Origin of the sequence: Phyllobacterium myrsinacearum, assembly GCF_014138285.1 — a bacterium.
GTDB lineage: Bacteria > Pseudomonadota > Alphaproteobacteria > Rhizobiales > Rhizobiaceae > Phyllobacterium > Phyllobacterium myrsinacearum_A.
Genome location: NZ_JACGXN010000013.1, coordinates 34,051 through 46,193, shown reverse-complemented (window position 1 = coordinate 46,193; position 12,143 = coordinate 34,051). Strand labels below are relative to the sequence as shown.

Here is a 12,143-nt window from a genome sequence, read left to right as displayed (position 1 = left end):
GCCATTAGCGCCCTTTTTTGTGCATGAAAACCGTTTGGCTTATTCAGCGGCGTCAGCCGACACCGCATTCAGCTGACCATAATTCTCGACGCCGATGCGGCCGAGCAGATCCAGTTGGGTTTCGAGGAAGTCGATATGACCTTCCTCATCCTTCAACAGGGAGTCAAACAGTTCCTTGGTGACGTAATCACCCAGTTCGGAACAAATCTCGCGCGACTTCTTGTAGGACTTTACGGCGTCATATTCGCCGGCAAGATCCGCTTCGAGAACTTCCTTGATGTTCTGGCCGATGCGCAATGCGCCGATCGACTGCAGATTTGGATGACCTTCAAGGAAAATGATGCGCTCGATGATTTTGTCGGCGTGCTGCATTTCTTCAATGGATTCAGCGCGCTCTTTCTTTGCAAGCGCCTTGTAACCCCAATCGTCCAGAAGGCGATAGTGCAGCCAGTACTGATTGACCGCTCCCAATTCGAGGAACAGCGCCTCGTTAAGCCGCTCGATGACCTTTTTGTCGCCTTTCATGCCGTGAACTCCCGTATTCGTGACGCAATGCCCGCACACGATCAATAAACGAGACAGCATCAGAATCGTTTGAACCGTGGCGGAGGTGATATTCTTCCGTCACCTTTATGATGGTTTCAACGACATTTGGGAAGCAGCCGCAGCATCGGCCGCGCTTCTGCATGGCATGGTAGACTTTTGCCGGGACAATCAGTTGCCACGGATCAATATCGAGAAGCTCTATAATAGTATTCTCGATCTCTTTTTGGGTGATGATATTGCAATGGCATACCAGCATGTTGTCTAAGCGCCGTATTTGTAAGAATAAGCATCCAGGGCTTCTGACAATTTTACAATGTCAGAACCTCTCCTTATTTCAGGATGGATGGCGCTTTGCAAAAAATGACCAGGAAACATTGTTTCATGGTCTGGAAATACTTTTGAACCAGACAAGGGTTCCTCCAATCGCAAGGGTTCAAGGCCCTAACATTAAAGGTCATGCGTTATTCGCAATACTGTCTATATAAGACCGGTTTGTCTGAATTCTGTCAAATCGCCGATGCTGAATATGTCGTGATATCAATAGCTTAGAATAGTTCTAAACTGGGAAAATAATATAACTAATTCAATCATGTTTGGGTGTTTTCAATACTAAAACCGGCAAAATTTAATGCCGGTTTTGCATGTGTCAAAACGTCTCATTCGTCGTAAAATGACTAAATCAGGCGCCCTCTACCACTGAGAAGCCCTCGAACTGAGGGTGTCCGATGTAACTGGGCTTGGTATCCCCGGCATTCCGGTGTGCTGCGCGGAAATGTTCGGACTGAGTCCATGCGGTGAAATCCGCCTGCGTCCGCCAGATCGTGTGCGAGGCATAAAGTGTATAATTCTCTTCTTCGTTCTTCGATCCGCGCAGGAGATGAAACTCGACAAAGCCGGGCACCTCGGCCAAGCGGGAATCGCGTGATTTCCACACGGTCTCAAATGCTTCTTCCGAGCCGGACTGAACCTTGAAACGATTCATGGCTATGTACATGGCACAAACTCCATTCGAACAGATGGGGAAGGTGATCGACGCGGAGCCGATTACCTCAAGGATTTGGGAATGTATCAGCTCGCACTGGCCAGGCGAGGTGCCAGATTGTCGATACCGAGAAGGGCGCGCACGTCCCTGGTCTTGACGATATCGTCAATGGAGTACTGGGCCAGCACTTCAAAGAATGCGTTCAAGGCTTTTCGAAGGGCAGCATTCAAGCCGCAGCTGTCGATCAACGGGCATTCAGCCGCATCATTCTCGAAGCACTCTGCCATGGCAAAGTTCTCTTCCGTAACGCGCACGACATCAAAAAGCGTGATGTCCTTGGCCGCTTTGCCGAGCTTCACGCCGCCATTGCGTCCGCGAACGGTTTCAATGAAGCCATTTTCCACGAGCGGTTGTAGTATCTTGAAAAGAAAAAGCTCGGAGACTGTGTAAGCCTGCGCAATTTCGGCAATCCTGCTCAGATTGCCGTCGTTGGCGGCGCAATACATCAGAATGCGAATGGCATAGTTAGTCTGTCTGGTTAGACGCATGGGAATATCTCTCTCAACCTGAAATCAGGGCATGCTATCGGAACAAGACGCTACTTTAGAATTATTCTTGATAAAGTAAATAATAATATGAGCCTGAATTTCATATTTTCTTATACAAAATATCAGCGAACAAGAACGACGATGGAAGCTGTGATGAAACCCGCCGCAACAAGGAGTAGAAAACCATAAACGCGAGGCTTGTCAAAAAGTACGGCAAAGCCCGCGGCCCAGACAACGACGGCGGCACTCAAGGCGTAGAGAAATCCGGCTTTGTGAACCCATGCGATATGGACAGCCATAAGGCCGCCAATAATAAGGGCGCCGAATACGACCATCAAAGCCAGTGCGTATTTCTCAAAATTGTCCATTGGGCAGCTCGCTCTACACACCCCGGTACGGAATCAAGGGGCTCACTTCAATCGTAAAACCTGATCCAGCCAGATCAAGGCTCTATTCCCGTCTTTCATAGATGTTCCGTCCCTCAGGCGCAACAGAAGACCGGTTGAAGTATCGCCGATAAGGATCATGCTGATGCAAAAAGACAATAAAAAAGGCCGGGAAATCCCGACCTTTCCAAACTCGGCTCAACATCAATGCCAGTACATCCGTGGTCAAAGGCGGAACCGAATTTCTGCAGCTGATATAGGCGGCAGTATTGCGTGTTTCAAGTCCCAGCGGGTTCAGCGGCGATAGGCACTGAGGCCGGCAAGCAAGCCAATACCTGCAATTGCAGAAATGACGGCAACCGTGACAAGCGGGTTCTCCTTCGCCTTCTCTGCCACGACCTGTGCTTCATCTCCCACAAAACGCACTGCCTTGCGGCCGTGCCGTCTTACGGTGTCATAGGTTGAGTTGGCCTGATCAAGCAAATCATATCCCTGATCCGAAAGAGTCTGGGTGATCCCTGAAAGCTCCTTGCGCAAGGCCGCAATCTGACTCTCCAGATCGCCTTCAACCGCGTCACGCGCTTTCGATACATTCGTTGCCATTTCCGAAATTCCTTTCACTTTATGCTCGGGGAATAACGGTGCTGGCAGTGTTTGGTTCCAGAAAACTTCGATTGGATGCGGTGTCAGTTCCAGCAGCCGTTCGACTGTCCGTTGAGGTTGTGGGAATCGATGTCTATTCCCGCAGAGAAATCATTCCGGGCAAGATAGACCGCCGTTTCCGGTTTGATGCGGATTTTATTCCAGCCTGCACATTTGGAAGAACCCGTTGATTTCGAGGTTTCGTCCATCCAGCGCATCGCGCCGCAATTGCTGATAGCCAATATACACGGCAAGAGAACGGCGAGTGCCAATTTGCTTTTCACAGGAAACCTTCTTGCCGAGGCGGCAGGAGTAGTTCGTTCAGAACGGTGATAATCATTCATTGCACGTTTCGATGCCCAACGACATTCGACGTTAGGCAAAGTCCCTCAATCATCATTGCTGGCATTCAGTTCCATAGTGGTCATACCTTCGGCCGGCTTGGCACTCAGGGATTTGGCCAGGATCAGTCTGCTGGATTTGAGCAATGGCGCATTCGCAGCACGTACTTTTGCCATGCGCGGATTGTTTTCATGGGCTGTGACAGCAGCTTCATTGGCATAAAGTTCGTTGACCATGACTTTGTTCGGGATAGGTGTGCCATCACGCTCAATCGGTTTGATGACTTCGAAACGCAGGCATCCCGGTTCTTCATCCAGTGTTTTGCGTGCATGCTCGCGAATAAGCGCCGTAAACTCCTCTTCACGACCCTCATGCGTTTCGAATTCAACAATAATCGCCAGTTCAGTCATATAAACTCAAGCCTCCCGCTTTCTTCACACGGTTCTATCAGCCGCCTCCTGACAAATCCAGATGCACGGTGCGGCAAATACCTGTCAACACCTTGTAAAGTCTCATTTCCGTCGAATGAACTGACGAGACGGCAGCGGCTGATTTCTGATTGGAAGACGGAAGAATGTGAGGCAGGCGGTCTCACTTTTGCGAGGCGGTGAAAACCAGGAGAACGGCGCCGATCACGATTGTCAGCAATCCGATATAGAGCCAACGGGTTTGCCCGACCATGAAACTTCCGCCAATGAGGTTGAGGCCCTGCAGCGCCCAGATGCCACCCATAATGATGAGAAGTATCGCGACAATCGACAGAATGATTTTCATGGCGTGCCGGTTCTCACAAGCAAAACCCCTGCCGAAACGGTAGGGGTTTCACGGGTTGAGGCTTGATTTGGCTCTAACAAACTGGACTCTGGATAAAAATATCGCGCATCGTTTCAGTGCGGCGCAGGCTCAAGGTACCGCTACACTCAACTTGCCGAAATCTTAACATAGCCAACTTTCATTTCAAAGAACGAATGGCCTGGCCTCAGTTCACTTTTGCTTTCAATCGGGCGATTTCCTCTTCCATCTGCCGGATGCGGTCCTCCAGGGCATTGATGGCCTTGAACACGGCGACACCCATACTCTTGAAATCACCGCGATGGATCGCAGTCTCGATGGCTTGTTTGGCACTATCAATGGACATTGCTTCCTCCGTTTCAGGTGTTCTTCTTCTGTAATGCTAACGAAAAAAGCCCAATCCTCAAGGGGTATGAGGATTGGGCTATGTTGGCTTGTGGGGGGAAAAGCCAAGACTGGTTGGGGTTACCAGTACCCACAAAATGCCTCAGCAAAAGATTGGTTCCAGACGAAATGAAATATTTTCAGCTCCGCGGAGCAAGTATTCAGTCTTCGACGAGCTCAAGGCTCGGATAGTCCGTATAGCCTTTGGCATCAGTCGTATAAAAAGTACCCTTGTCGGCAGCATTAAGGGGAGCATTGATCCGCCAGCGCTGCGGAAGGTCCGGATTGGCGATGAAGGCCTCTCCGAAAGCAACAAGATCGGCTTTGCCGCTAGTCAGGGCATCTTCCGCGTGATCACGCTTGTAGCCGCCTGCGACGATCAAAGGACCATGAAAGGTCGCGCGAATGGCGGGAGCAACATCGGCTTGTCCTTCCGGCACGACGACAGGGGTAACGATGTGCAGATAGGCAAGGCCAAAGGGGGCGAGCAGGGCCGCAATGCCGGCAAAGTTTGCGACAGGATCGCTGTCGCTCATGCCCTGAAACGGATTGGTTGGTGATAGTCGCACGGCAATACGATCTGTCGGCCAGTATTCTTTTGCGGCCTCAATGATTTCAAGCAGGAAGCGCGTACGATTTCCCACCGAGCCGCCATAATTGTCGGTTCGGATATTGCTGCCGTCCCGCAAAAACTGATCGACGAGATAACCATTGGCGCCATGGATTTCGATGCCGTCAAATCTGGCTCTTTTGGCGCGCGCTGCTGCATCGGCAAACCCCGCAATAATCGTCGTGATGCCATCAACAGAAAGGGCTTGCGGCTCAACATAGGGTTCGGCACGATTTGCCGTGTAAATCTTTCCTGCCGCCGCGAGCGCCGAAGGACCAACAGGCCAGCGACCATCGCGCAATTGCGAGGGAAGGGCGGTTCGCCCCATATGGGACAATTGAACAAAGATTTTGCCACCTGCCGCATGGACTGCGTCGGTTACCAACCGCCAACCAGCTTCCTGTTCATCATTGAAAAGTCCCGGCCGCGTTGGAACTTCAATGGCGCCATAGGGATCGATTTCCGTCGATTCCGTTATGATAAGGCCCGCACCTGCACGCTGGGTATAATAAAGGGCATTCAAGCTACCCGGTATTTTGCCGTGCAATGCACGGTGACGGGTCATGGGGGCCATGACGATCCGGTTCGCGAGCTTCAGATCACCGATTGTCAGAGGGGAGAATAGTGCAGCCATAGGATCGTCCGTCGATCTGGATAATGCCCGAAGCACGAAGGGTTATCGCCTGAAGGACATCTCGATATGTTTAGGCAGGCAGGAGATTAAATAATACGGCCAAATGGAATGCAAAGGCGACTGTGAAAACCACAGCAACAGTCGCACGGTCCCTGTCTTTGAAAATACGCTGAAATGCCGAAGCTGGCGTGATGCGTGAGGCTGTATAGTCAGTGGACGCCATCGGAATCGTTCTCTCTATGCTGTGGCACTGATCATCAGGCATTCAATAGACGATTAACACGATAGGGATTACTATTTTGGTGGTCTTGGAGGTAAGGTTTTGCGCCCAGGTACGCTGCCATGGAAATAATTTCTCATCGGTGCCGGATTCTGTCGTTTGCACGCATCGGCATCCGGAAAGGATCTGGATTTGCGCCCGGGGCCGCAGACTCACTGTCACCCGTTTCTGGCTCGTCTCGGGGCGATGGATTTATGGCAGCCAAGGCGTCATAGCGCTTCTTTTAGATTTGGTTTCTCGAAATACTCAAGAAAGGCAAAACAAAATTGCAGAAAGGTCGCAGGTTGAGCAAAGCACAATCTGGTTTGCCGCTATACGAATGTGCTGCAATGCAGCGGTGAACAGCCAAGCGCCTTCGATCCAGGATGTGATTGAAATCGGGTGGCTGGATACTCATCTGAAACCGGTCACGCGTCTATTGATAGAAAGTCTAATGACGAAGACCTCTTGCACACCGAGCGAAGTGATCCTTCCGAAGCCGAAAGCCCGGACTTTGACGGTCCCACCTGCCAGAGTGATCCAATGAATGAGGAAAAAATGTCCGTCTTTCAGACAGGGGCGCGTGCCGCCCAGCACGAATTGACCGTGGAAGCTGATTTATTCAAGGATTCCATGCGTCACCTCGCGGGTGCGGTGAGCGTTATAACCGTCGGGCGGGGCAACGACCGCACGGGTTTTACGGCGACCTCCGTTTCGTCGCTGGCCATTGAACCGCCGTCGGTAATCGTCAGTCTCAATCGTGATTCATCGTCATGGCCGGTCTTGCAGCGCCACGGCAGCTTCTGCGTCAACGTACTGGCACATGATCAGCGCCATGTCGCGGACAGTTTTGCCGGCCGTGGTGGACGCAAGGGCATTGACCGATATCTCGACAGTGAATGGCAAGAACTTGCCACGGGAACGCTTGCTTTGAAGAATGCCCTGACTGTTCTTGACTGTGAGCTCGATGACGCGATTGAACGCCACTCCCATGGCATTCTCATTGGAAGGGTGCGCGCGATTACCTTGCGTAAAAATGCGGAACCCTTGCTTTACTGGCACGGCGCGTACAGGCACATCACTCCGCCGGTTGAGTGATGGATCAGGTTACGATGGCGGTGATGGAGCAGCCGACGAGAACAATTGTGACCAGCAGAATCAGGCCGTATAGTTTGGGTTGATTAAGAACGACTGCGGCGCCCAGAAAAAAAGTGGCACAGGACGCGGCAAGCGTGAACAGAAACGCCGTCTTGTCGGCGGAGGTTATTGAGAACGCCATCAATCCAGCCAAAATCAGCACGCCAAATGCGAGGAAAATCCAGGTTGCGAAGATTTCGTAGCGATCCATCGGTTCTATTCCTAGTCGGGCATGCGGTGTTTTCATGGCGGATTACATCGAAATCAGAACGGACAGTCAAATCGCATTGTTTGACAGACAGAGAATCTGTTCAAGGGAATGTTCTAGTGTAAGTTGTGGGGTATCACGCTTGAAAGCGATGGCTCGCTGTCTTTCTGTGCTCCGGAGGCAGTGCCGATTAGCCAGACTCCGATGAGAATGAGCGTGCTACCGATAATTTGCAGTGCGGTGATGTCTTCCCTGAAAACAAGCCAGCTTGTTGCAAGGATCATCACGTAACTGATGCCGGTTAGGGGAAATGCCTTGCTCAGGTCAAGCTGGGCCAGTGCCTGCAGCCAGAACACGAAGCAGACAACTTCAGCCGCAATGGCGGCCAGCATCCACGGCGACGTGACCGCGTGGACGAGCCAGGCCACATCAAAACCCAGCCCGGTCATCTGTTCCGCAGCAAGCTTGATGAAGACCTGAAACAGGGTATTGAGAACCGGTATGGCAAACCAGACGAGATTAATCGGCTTCATGCGCCATCCCTCAAGGTTTCGTCCGCGGCGAAGAGCGGTGAGGCGAGGCGCAAAGCCCATTGAATAACCGGGTTGCGGTGCTTGAAATACATGGTGTTGCGCGTCAGCTGGCTACCGAGCCTTATCTTATTTTCGTAGTAGGCCTGTCCGCTCTGGTAGCGTTTTATCCCATGATCCAGACAATGGCGCAGATTGGTGAACCAGCTGAGGTAATAGAGATTGTACGCACGGCCTTCGGCGCTGTTCATGCAGAAGAACTTGTCGATCAGAGTGTTGCCGTCATGGACCAGTAGATTGGCAGCCAGCAACTGATCATCAGCGTAGTAGAAGGTGCAGAAGGAACGTCCCTGCATCTGACGCAGAATGCCGGCGAAATAGTCTGAAGTCAGTTCTTCAAACTGCCATTCGCTGCGGTTGCGCGTGTCATGATAAAGCGCCATGACCTCTGGCAGCATGGTTCCAAAATCCGTGCGTTTCTCCACCCGGATTTTGTCGAAGGATTTCATTTTCCGGCGCATATCCTTGCGCGTTCCGGATGAAAGCCGGGCCATGTAGGTGTCGATGGCGTCGAAATCGATGTTTAGCCAGGCCGTTGGCAGTCCGGGAATGCCGGCAAAGGCATGATCAGCGAAAACGCCCCCATATGTCTGGGTCGCTGGTTCCGGCACATCCTTGATGCCGATCAGCGAACAATCATTTGTCTTTGCATAATGCTCAAAGCCGCGGAGCAGCTGCGAAAACAGATCGGCCTTGCGCCGTTCAAGCACGTTCGGGTGAAATCCCGCCACGCCATTCTCAGTGCATGGCGACCCGAGACAGGCCAGTTTGAGCGTGAGAAAGCGTGGAAAGGCCCGCCTGACGTGGCGCAGAATCTGGCGCAAGCGGCCTTCTTCCAGTGTCGTATCCAGCTGATAGTCGGTCAGGAACGCGGGCATTGCCGCCAGCAACTGGCCATTTTCCATGACGGTGACATAGCGGAAAGCAAAGCCGGAAATTCCCGCTTCCTCAATGGCAAGCAGGCAATCGTAATCCTCAACCTCGTCGGGAAAACACTTATTCCAGGCATCCCGGCCGATGGCGCGGATCGACTCAAACACGCGCGCCTGGGCTATAACGGCAATTTTCGATGATGCAGCCACGTGCTGCACGACATGATCATGCATGGGCTGGAGCATTGTTCGCCTCGAAGAATTCTGCCGTATAGTCACCGACTTTCTGGCGCTGCCGGTCGACATGGATCATGTGATAGCTGTCCTCGATCCATTTCAGTTGATGCGGTCCGCCGATGTGGCGGCTGATGTATCGGGCATGTTTGGGGCTGCTCAAGTCATCTTCCATGGCGTGCAGGATCAGCGTTGGTGTCCGCATCTGCGGCAGGGTTTTCTTCAACGCCTTGCCAAGACGGTACATCTCGGCAATGCCTTTTCCCGGAAATTTGTCGATGACCCCCTCGGCAGACATGCTCTCCATCATGCGCCGGATTCGCTCATCCTTGATGCCGAGCGCCGAGGTTTCGCTGAAATTCAGCCGGGCGACTGCAGGAATATGCGACAACAGCTCGATGAATGGAGACAGCAACCAGTAATAATGCGGCACATTCCAGCCATCATAATGGAAGCAGGGCGAATAGATTGCCACAGCCTTGATGCTGTCGGGCTTCTGGTGTGCGGCCATCATCGACAGTTTGCCGCCGATGCAGATACCGGCTGCAAATGTTTTATCGGTATAGGGCGCAAACTTCTCCGTCGCCTCGTGCACGCTTTCCAGCCAGTCCTGCCAGCGGCTTCGCGTCAATGTCGCCATATCAACGCCGTGCCCGGCTAGAAGCGGGGCATAGACGCTGTAGCCTTTGCGGTTCAATTGCCGCGCCAGCATCTTCATTTCCGCGGGTGCTCCCGTCAGACCATGGACGAGCAACACGCCTTTGCCATTTGAGCCTTCGAGGAAATAGCTCAATCCATCAGACATCTGCATCAATCATATCCGGGTTTCTGTTCTCTTTGGCCATGAAACCCAACGCATGGCAGGTGCTGATGACGTGCACGCCGGCCTTATCCTGGTCTTCCTTGATTTTCTCATGGAAGTTACGCAGTTCAGTCCAATGGGTCTTAGGGCGATAATGGTGTTCGGCGTGGTATCCGTTGCCGAACCACAACCAGTTATAGAAACGGTTATGGCTGCTTACGCCCCAGGCAATAGGTTCTTCCGGATCACCATTCAGGTGTTCGTAGTACCCGTTGAGCGAGGACAGGCAATTCCCCAGATAGTAGAAGGGGATGAAGAACAGCATCGCTTTCCAGTCGTAGAGAAAGCCGATCGCAGCCAGCCCGAGAAACGCATAGAGCTCGAAACGGCCCCATTTGGCGTCGAACGGGCGGTTCTTGGCAATGGCCTTGTGAATGTCACCGAGGCTGTCGCGGAAGAAACTGAGGAACGTATAGCTCCAGACATTCTCCGGCTCACCATTCTTGCCATGGCGATAAATGGACAGCCAGTCGACTGTTTCGCCTTTCTCATTCGGACGGTCGCTGTTGCCTGAATGATGGCGCATATGAATCCACTGATAATAGGTCTGAGAGAACCCGATGGTGACCGATTCCAGCAGGCTGAACGCATAGTTCATCCCGCGTGGCTTGAAATAGGGCGTATGGATGAAGTTGTGCGAAATGCTGTTGATGTTCCACGAGATCGAAACCGCGTAGAGCCCGCCAAGCACAAGCGACAACCATAATGGCCTGCTTTCAAAGCCGACAACCAAGTAGATATTGAAAAGAAGGTGGGCGATGGCAGCCAAAACGGGCGCAACGTCCCACCTCGTATGAGCGAAGAGTTTCATAATCCTGTTGCTCCTACACAAGCCACACCGGCTGTGATGAACAGCACACCGGCGGCGTGGCGAAGGTTGATTTGTTCTTTGAATATCCATGCTCCGGCGAGCACGATGACGACATAGCTCAGGGCCATGAGCGGAAAGGCGATCGACAGCGGCACATGCTCCAGCACGACAGTCCAGCCGATCAATTCAAGCGCCCAGAAGATCACGCCAAGCCAGGTCACGGGCTTGACCAGAGCGGCGGAGAGCACTTCGTTGTCGGCGGAGTGCTTGAAGCAAACCTCGCGTGCCGTTTCTGTAAGAATGCAGAATGCGATCAATGCAAGCATGTGGGGCGTAAGGGTACCGGTCATCCCATTGCCTCCGACAGAACTTCCAGCAATGCATGATTGGCGGCGCTGTTGATGTTCGTTGTAGCTATGGGGTCTGGTGTCGTGTGTGGCTGATCGATGAAAATTTCTGCACGCTTGGTAAACTGCGTCCACAGGTTGCCGGCATAGGATGGTGTCGAATAATCACCGGTCACGTCGGCGCCGACGATCCGGTGGCGCCTGCTGATCTCCGTAATCAGCGACAGGACATAGGGGAGGCGCATTTTCCCCTGATCCCAATTGGTTATGGCATCGTCATGGACGAGAACATCCTTGTCGATCGTCAGATACACCGCGTCGGTCTTGATCCGCGACAGCAATTGGTCGATGAAGTTTTCTTCGCCGATCTCGGAGATAGTCTTCCAGTTCAGGACGCCATTCTTCTGCTCGAAGCTTGCGCCGCTGCCGTAATCCTTACGGACGCGGCTAGGCGCGTGACTATACGGGTACAATTCCAGCCGACCCTGTTGCAAGAGAGACAGGTTTGCCCCTTTGCGTTCAGGGCTCGTCAGATCATCGCTGCAAACGCCGACCGTCACGATCTTCTCGAGCCCCGGATGTTGCAGGGCGCGGTTGATCCATGACCCGCAATGCATGCCATTGCCGAAATGTACCCAGTCCGGATGATTGTCGAAATGGACGAGCGTTGCCGGACCGGGATTGTTTTCAAGCGCGGCAGCGACGAGGAGGGCGGTTACGTGGTGGAAATCACCCGATCCCATGAAGCAGAGATGCGGTTTCTTCTGGTCACCGATAATATGCCGCGCGATATTGCCGCCAAGTGCGTCTATTGCTGGCTGGTGACCCCACAGGCGGACGACACGGCCATGATCTTCCGCGCGAATCTGGCGCGCGCCCATTCGCATACAGGCGCGCACGAAGTCTGGTTGCAACTCCAGCGCATCATCGAGGTGGAGAAGGAGGAGTTGCATTCGA

At 52.8% G+C, this 12,143-nt stretch carries 19 protein-coding genes; 1 reads left to right on the top strand and 18 read right to left on the bottom strand.

Annotated features, from left to right (window positions below; all coding sequences use genetic code 11):
- Positions 1–39: 39 nt before the first annotated feature.
- The 11 genes from bfr to FHW16_RS24315 form a co-directional block, all read right to left on the bottom strand.
- Positions 40–525 (bottom strand): bacterioferritin, encoded by a 486-nt coding sequence (bfr, locus tag FHW16_RS24365; protein ID WP_182551885.1) that lies wholly within the window; start codon positions 523–525, stop codon positions 40–42.
- Complete coding sequence (locus FHW16_RS24360; protein ID WP_182551884.1) at positions 491–802, bottom strand: (2Fe-2S)-binding protein; 312 nt, start codon at positions 800–802, stop codon at positions 491–493. The genes bfr and FHW16_RS24360 overlap by 35 nt, the downstream gene beginning before the upstream one ends.
- Before the next feature lie 423 nt (positions 803–1,225).
- Complete coding sequence (locus FHW16_RS24355; protein ID WP_182551883.1) at positions 1,226–1,540, bottom strand: antibiotic biosynthesis monooxygenase family protein; 315 nt, start codon at positions 1,538–1,540, stop codon at positions 1,226–1,228.
- 74 nt (positions 1,541–1,614) lie between these two features.
- A complete protein-coding gene (rirA, locus tag FHW16_RS24350) occupies positions 1,615–2,076 on the bottom strand; it encodes an iron-responsive transcriptional regulator RirA (protein WP_182551882.1) in 462 nt (153 codons plus the stop codon).
- Between the two features lie 122 nt (positions 2,077–2,198).
- Complete coding sequence (locus FHW16_RS24345) at positions 2,199–2,444, bottom strand: hypothetical protein (RefSeq protein ID WP_091876864.1); 246 nt, start codon at positions 2,442–2,444, stop codon at positions 2,199–2,201.
- A gap of 312 nt (positions 2,445–2,756) precedes the next feature.
- Positions 2,757–3,065: a hypothetical protein gene (locus FHW16_RS24340; RefSeq protein ID WP_182551881.1), complete on the bottom strand. Its 309-nt coding sequence runs from the start codon at positions 3,063–3,065 to the stop codon at positions 2,757–2,759.
- A gap of 83 nt (positions 3,066–3,148) precedes the next feature.
- Entirely contained in the window at positions 3,149–3,448 is a 300-nt protein-coding gene (locus tag FHW16_RS24335) for a hypothetical protein (RefSeq protein WP_182551880.1), read from the bottom strand.
- A 45-nt stretch (positions 3,449–3,493) separates the two neighbouring features.
- Positions 3,494–3,856, bottom strand: a complete 363-nt coding sequence (locus tag FHW16_RS24330) for a putative quinol monooxygenase (protein ID WP_182551879.1) — start codon at positions 3,854–3,856, stop codon at positions 3,494–3,496.
- Between the two features lie 181 nt (positions 3,857–4,037).
- Positions 4,038–4,220, bottom strand: coding sequence for a hypothetical protein (locus FHW16_RS24325; protein ID WP_182551878.1), 183 nt, complete (start codon positions 4,218–4,220; stop codon positions 4,038–4,040).
- Positions 4,221–4,425: 205 nt separating this feature from the next.
- Positions 4,426–4,584, bottom strand: a complete 159-nt coding sequence (locus tag FHW16_RS24320) for a hypothetical protein (RefSeq protein WP_182551877.1) — start codon at positions 4,582–4,584, stop codon at positions 4,426–4,428.
- A gap of 199 nt (positions 4,585–4,783) precedes the next feature.
- Positions 4,784–5,866 carry an alkene reductase gene (locus tag FHW16_RS24315; RefSeq protein WP_182551876.1) on the bottom strand — a complete coding sequence of 361 codons (1,083 nt, stop codon included), beginning with the start codon at positions 5,864–5,866 and terminating at the stop codon, positions 4,784–4,786.
- 817 nt (positions 5,867–6,683) lie between these two features.
- On the opposite strand from FHW16_RS24315, the gene FHW16_RS24310 reads away from it, so the two are divergent.
- On the top strand, positions 6,684–7,223 hold the full coding sequence (locus tag FHW16_RS24310; protein WP_182551875.1) for a flavin reductase family protein: 540 nt from the start codon (positions 6,684–6,686) through the stop codon (positions 7,221–7,223).
- A gap of 4 nt (positions 7,224–7,227) precedes the next feature.
- On the opposite strand, the gene FHW16_RS24305 is transcribed toward FHW16_RS24310, so the two are convergent.
- The 7 genes from FHW16_RS24305 to FHW16_RS24275 all read right to left on the bottom strand — a co-directional run bounded on the left by FHW16_RS24305 (position 7,228) and on the right by FHW16_RS24275 (position 12,139).
- Positions 7,228–7,509, bottom strand: a complete 282-nt coding sequence (locus tag FHW16_RS24305; protein WP_246711937.1) for a hypothetical protein — start codon at positions 7,507–7,509, stop codon at positions 7,228–7,230.
- A 77-nt stretch (positions 7,510–7,586) separates the two neighbouring features.
- Positions 7,587–8,003 (bottom strand): EamA family transporter, encoded by a 417-nt coding sequence (locus FHW16_RS24300; RefSeq protein WP_182551874.1) that lies wholly within the window; start codon positions 8,001–8,003, stop codon positions 7,587–7,589.
- On the bottom strand, positions 8,000–9,166 hold the full coding sequence (locus FHW16_RS24295; RefSeq protein ID WP_182551957.1) for a GNAT family N-acetyltransferase: 1,167 nt from the start codon (positions 9,164–9,166) through the stop codon (positions 8,000–8,002). Before FHW16_RS24295 ends, FHW16_RS24300 begins: the two co-directional genes overlap by 4 nt.
- On the bottom strand, positions 9,159–9,977 hold the full coding sequence (locus FHW16_RS24290) for an alpha/beta hydrolase (RefSeq protein WP_246711935.1): 819 nt from the start codon (positions 9,975–9,977) through the stop codon (positions 9,159–9,161). Before FHW16_RS24290 ends, FHW16_RS24295 begins: the two co-directional genes overlap by 8 nt.
- Positions 9,964–10,839, bottom strand: coding sequence for a fatty acid desaturase family protein (locus FHW16_RS24285; RefSeq protein WP_182551873.1), 876 nt, complete (start codon positions 10,837–10,839; stop codon positions 9,964–9,966). The genes FHW16_RS24290 and FHW16_RS24285 overlap by 14 nt, the downstream gene beginning before the upstream one ends.
- Positions 10,836–11,189, bottom strand: coding sequence for a permease (locus tag FHW16_RS24280; protein WP_182551872.1), 354 nt, complete (start codon positions 11,187–11,189; stop codon positions 10,836–10,838). Before FHW16_RS24280 ends, FHW16_RS24285 begins: the two co-directional genes overlap by 4 nt.
- The gene (locus tag FHW16_RS24275) at positions 11,186–12,139 is read right to left on the bottom strand and encodes an arginase family protein (RefSeq protein ID WP_182551871.1); all 954 of its coding nucleotides are present in this window, start codon (positions 12,137–12,139) and stop codon (positions 11,186–11,188) included. Before FHW16_RS24275 ends, FHW16_RS24280 begins: the two co-directional genes overlap by 4 nt.
- Positions 12,140–12,143: the final 4 nt, after the last annotated feature.

What these genes read in the sequence shown, in the direction of transcription:
- bfr (WP_182551885.1), bottom strand. Translation starts at nt 525, where the DNA reads ATGAAAGGCGACAAAAAGGTCATCGAGCGGCTTAACGAGGCGCTGTTC.
- FHW16_RS24360 (WP_182551884.1), bottom strand. Translation starts at nt 802, where the DNA reads ATGCTGGTATGCCATTGCAATATCATCACCCAAAAAGAGATCGAGAAT.
- FHW16_RS24355 (WP_182551883.1), bottom strand. Translation starts at nt 1,540, where the DNA reads ATGTACATAGCCATGAATCGTTTCAAGGTTCAGTCCGGCTCGGAAGAA.
- rirA (WP_182551882.1), bottom strand. Translation starts at nt 2,076, where the DNA reads ATGCGTCTAACCAGACAGACTAACTATGCCATTCGCATTCTGATGTAT.
- FHW16_RS24345 (WP_091876864.1), bottom strand. Translation starts at nt 2,444, where the DNA reads ATGGACAATTTTGAGAAATACGCACTGGCTTTGATGGTCGTATTCGGC.
- FHW16_RS24340 (WP_182551881.1), bottom strand. Translation starts at nt 3,065, where the DNA reads ATGGCAACGAATGTATCGAAAGCGCGTGACGCGGTTGAAGGCGATCTG.
- FHW16_RS24335 (WP_182551880.1), bottom strand. Translation starts at nt 3,448, where the DNA reads ATGAATGATTATCACCGTTCTGAACGAACTACTCCTGCCGCCTCGGCA.
- FHW16_RS24330 (WP_182551879.1), bottom strand. Translation starts at nt 3,856, where the DNA reads ATGACTGAACTGGCGATTATTGTTGAATTCGAAACGCATGAGGGTCGT.
- FHW16_RS24325 (WP_182551878.1), bottom strand. Translation starts at nt 4,220, where the DNA reads ATGAAAATCATTCTGTCGATTGTCGCGATACTTCTCATCATTATGGGT.
- FHW16_RS24320 (WP_182551877.1), bottom strand. Translation starts at nt 4,584, where the DNA reads ATGTCCATTGATAGTGCCAAACAAGCCATCGAGACTGCGATCCATCGC.
- FHW16_RS24315 (WP_182551876.1), bottom strand. Translation starts at nt 5,866, where the DNA reads ATGGCTGCACTATTCTCCCCTCTGACAATCGGTGATCTGAAGCTCGCG.
- FHW16_RS24310 (WP_182551875.1), top strand. Translation starts at nt 6,684, where the DNA reads ATGTCCGTCTTTCAGACAGGGGCGCGTGCCGCCCAGCACGAATTGACC.
- FHW16_RS24305 (WP_246711937.1), bottom strand. Translation starts at nt 7,509, where the DNA reads ATGAAAACACCGCATGCCCGACTAGGAATAGAACCGATGGATCGCTAC.
- FHW16_RS24300 (WP_182551874.1), bottom strand. Translation starts at nt 8,003, where the DNA reads ATGAAGCCGATTAATCTCGTCTGGTTTGCCATACCGGTTCTCAATACC.
- FHW16_RS24295 (WP_182551957.1), bottom strand. Translation starts at nt 9,166, where the DNA reads ATGCATGATCATGTCGTGCAGCACGTGGCTGCATCATCGAAAATTGCC.
- FHW16_RS24290 (WP_246711935.1), bottom strand. Translation starts at nt 9,977, where the DNA reads ATGCAGATGTCTGATGGATTGAGCTATTTCCTCGAAGGCTCAAATGGC.
- FHW16_RS24285 (WP_182551873.1), bottom strand. Translation starts at nt 10,839, where the DNA reads ATGAAACTCTTCGCTCATACGAGGTGGGACGTTGCGCCCGTTTTGGCT.
- FHW16_RS24280 (WP_182551872.1), bottom strand. Translation starts at nt 11,189, where the DNA reads ATGACCGGTACCCTTACGCCCCACATGCTTGCATTGATCGCATTCTGC.
- FHW16_RS24275 (WP_182551871.1), bottom strand. Translation starts at nt 12,139, where the DNA reads ATGCAACTCCTCCTTCTCCACCTCGATGATGCGCTGGAGTTGCAACCA.